The following is a 2,777-nucleotide window of genomic DNA, read 5'->3' on the forward strand; positions in this document are numbered from 1 at the left end:
CCGGCTGGCCCGGATGCCGCGGCATCCGGAGGAGCTGCCGCAGCGCTGGGACCCGCCTCCCGATGCCGGGAAGCACCAGGTGCAGATCCTGCGCACCTACCCGGCCAAGCGACCGTCGTACCCCTTCGCCCCCGAGGGCGAGCGCACGATCGCCAGGGCGTACTCGCGGGCGTTCGCGCGCGCCCGACGGCTGATCTACATCGAGGACCAGTACTTCTGGTCCGACCTAGTCGCGGCCACCCTCGCCGAGGCGTTGAGACGCGAGCCGGACCTGCAGGTGATCGCCGTCGTCCCCCGCTACCCGGAGGACGACAACCGCGTCGCCGGTCCGCCGATGAAGTACGGCCAACGCCTGGCCTGGCAGCGACTGCGTGAGGCGGGCGGTGACCGGTTCACGATGTACGACCTCGAGAACGCCTCCGGTACGCCGATCTACGTGCACGCGAAGGTCTGCGTGGTCGACGACACCTGGATGACCATCGGATCCGACAACCTCAACCTCCGCTCGTGGTCCCACGACTCCGAGCTGACCTGTGCGGTCGTCGACCCCGACGGGGAGCTGCCGCGCGCCCTCCGATCGTCCCTGTGGGCCGAGCACCTCGGCCTGCCGGAGGACGACCCGCGGCTGGCGGACCCGAGCGACGCGCAGGCCCTCTGGAACGAGCGGGTGGGCGCCCCGGGGAGTCGGATCCAGGTCCACGTCCCCGCCCGGCTGCCCGCGCGCACGCGGCTCTGGGCGCGGGCTGCGTACGGCTCCCTCTACGACCCCGACGGCCGCCCGCGGAGGCTGCGCGGCACGACCCGCTTCTGAGCGGCTCCCTGCCCGCTAACCCTTCCCCTTCCCCTTCCCTTTCCCCTTGCCACCTTTGCTCTTGTCATCCTTCTTGCCCTTCCCCTTGCCATCGCCGCGCTGTTGCTTCTCCTCCGGGACGGTCGACTCGTTCGGCGCTCCGTCCGTGGGAGCGCTGGTGGCCCGATCGCTCGGTCGGGGGCTGGCGGTCGTCGCCGGCGTGCTCGGGCTGTCGTCCGACGCGCCGTCGCCGTCCCTCAGGACCACGCCGGCAACCGCGAGTACGACGAGCACCAGCGCGGCGGCACCCACCATGGCCCACTTGCCCGGTCCGCCCGACCCGGTGCGGCCGGTCGCGTCGATGGGGCTTGTGGGCAGGTCGTCCGGCGGGACCACAGGCACCGCCGGCGGAACCTCGAGCACGCGGGTGGCGGCAGGCGTCGCACTCCCCAGCTGGATCTGCGCGGCGGCCTCCCCTGCCGTCGGGCGGTCCTTCGGATCCGTCGCCGTCATGGCGAGGAGCAGGTCGCGCCACCCGGCAGGCAGGTCTTCCGAGATCCCCGGTGCGCGGTGCAAACGCGCGACGGCGGACTCGATCGGAGTCCCTGTGAAGGCGCGCTCACCGGTGAGGGCCTCGAGCAGCACGAGGCCCAACGAGTAGACGTCGGACGGGGGACCGACGGTCGCGCCCCGAACCTGCTCAGGCGACAGGTAGGCGGGCGTTCCGATGGTCGTGCCGGTCTTGGTGTGCCGCGCAGTGTCTCCGACCAGCCGGGCGATGCCGAAGTCGGCAAGCTTCGGATCCCGACCCGGGCCGAGAAGCACGTTCGCGGGCTTCACATCACGGTGGACCACCTCCTGCTCGTGCGCATAAGCAAGAGTCGAAGCCAGCTTGGCGCCGATGTCGGCGACCTCGTCGGGAGGCAGCGGACCCTCGCGGAGAGCGGCGGCCAGAGTCTGCCCTTCGACCAGTTCCATCACGAGGAACGGCCGCGCCTCCGACACCCCTGCGTCCAGCACCGTGACCAGGCCGGCGTGAGACAACCGGGCGAGCATCTTGGCTTCGCCCACGAACCGGCTGCGATCGGAGTCGTCCACCGTCTCGTGAAGCATCTTCACGGCGACCTCCCGGTCGAGCACCAGGTCCCGTGCCCGGTACACCTCGGCGACGCCACCGCGACCGAGCAGATGGCCGAGGCGGTAGCGGTCAGCGAGAACAGTCACCGCCCCATCCTCCATCGCCCCGTAGTGGAAGCGTGGAGAGCCCTCTCCGAGAGGGCCTTCGCCGGTGACCTTGTCGACCCGTGCCGCCTCAGCGGTTGAGCGCGACCGCGTCCTGGACCAGCCCGACGAACGCCTCCTCGTCGAGCGGGTCATCCTCGTGGAGGTCGATGGCGCGGCGGGTGCCGGCGTCGAGGCTGGCGTTGAACAGGCCGGCCGGGTCCGCCAGCGAGGCACCCTTGGCGAAGGTGAGCTTCACCTTGTCCTTGTAGGTCTCGACGGTGCACACCAGGCCGGCGCACGAGAACGTCGGGACGCCCTCGGGGTTCGACGCCTTGCGCCACTTCGCCTCTTCGACCATGTCGCCGTCGGCCTTCAAGATGAGGGCCCGCACCTTCTCCACCGTGTCACTGCGCCAGTCAGCACCCATGCCGGCGACCCTACCCAGCGACGACCGGGGCTGCGACCTCGTTCGACGAGAGGGAACCGTCGACCGGGGTCGCGGCGTCCCATCCTCATGCGCACCCGAGAGCTGCTGACCGTCGTGATGGCCGTGTCGGCTCTCGCCGGGTGCGGCGACACGACCGAGCCCGCAGCGCCCGACGAGGAGTCGGGGGTCACCGGAAGCGTCCACCTCGGTCCCCAGTGCCCCGTCGAGACCGCCGACGAGCCCTGCCCCGACCAACCGGCGGCCGGCGTGCGGGTGACGGTCGCCGAGCAGCCCCCGGGCGAGGCCTACGCCCTCGGCGAGGTCGTCGCGCGGACG

The 2,777-nt window shown here is 71.5% G+C and carries 4 protein-coding genes; 2 read left to right on the top strand and 2 right to left on the bottom strand.

The window, feature by feature from the left end:
- The coding region (locus H0488_RS22680) for a phospholipase D-like domain-containing protein (protein WP_246372694.1) at positions 1-811 on the top strand (811 nt) is incomplete at its 5' end.
- A gap of 15 nt (positions 812-826) precedes the next feature.
- Here the strand turns inward: H0488_RS22680 and H0488_RS22685 are convergent.
- Entirely contained in the window at positions 827-2,167 is a 1,341-nt protein-coding gene (locus tag H0488_RS22685; protein ID WP_312856493.1) for a serine/threonine-protein kinase, read from the bottom strand.
- Entirely contained in the window at positions 2,103-2,441 is a 339-nt protein-coding gene (locus H0488_RS22690) for a DUF1801 domain-containing protein (protein WP_183101462.1), read from the bottom strand. The genes H0488_RS22685 and H0488_RS22690 overlap by 65 nt, the downstream gene beginning before the upstream one ends.
- A gap of 87 nt (positions 2,442-2,528) precedes the next feature.
- On the opposite strand from H0488_RS22690, the gene H0488_RS22695 reads away from it, so the two are divergent.
- The coding region (locus H0488_RS22695) for a hypothetical protein (protein WP_220794908.1) at positions 2,529-2,777 on the top strand (249 nt) is incomplete at its 3' end.

The sequence above is a fragment of the Nocardioides pelophilus genome (genome assembly GCF_014180685.1).
GTDB lineage: Bacteria > Actinomycetota > Actinomycetes > Propionibacteriales > Nocardioidaceae > Nocardioides > Nocardioides pelophilus.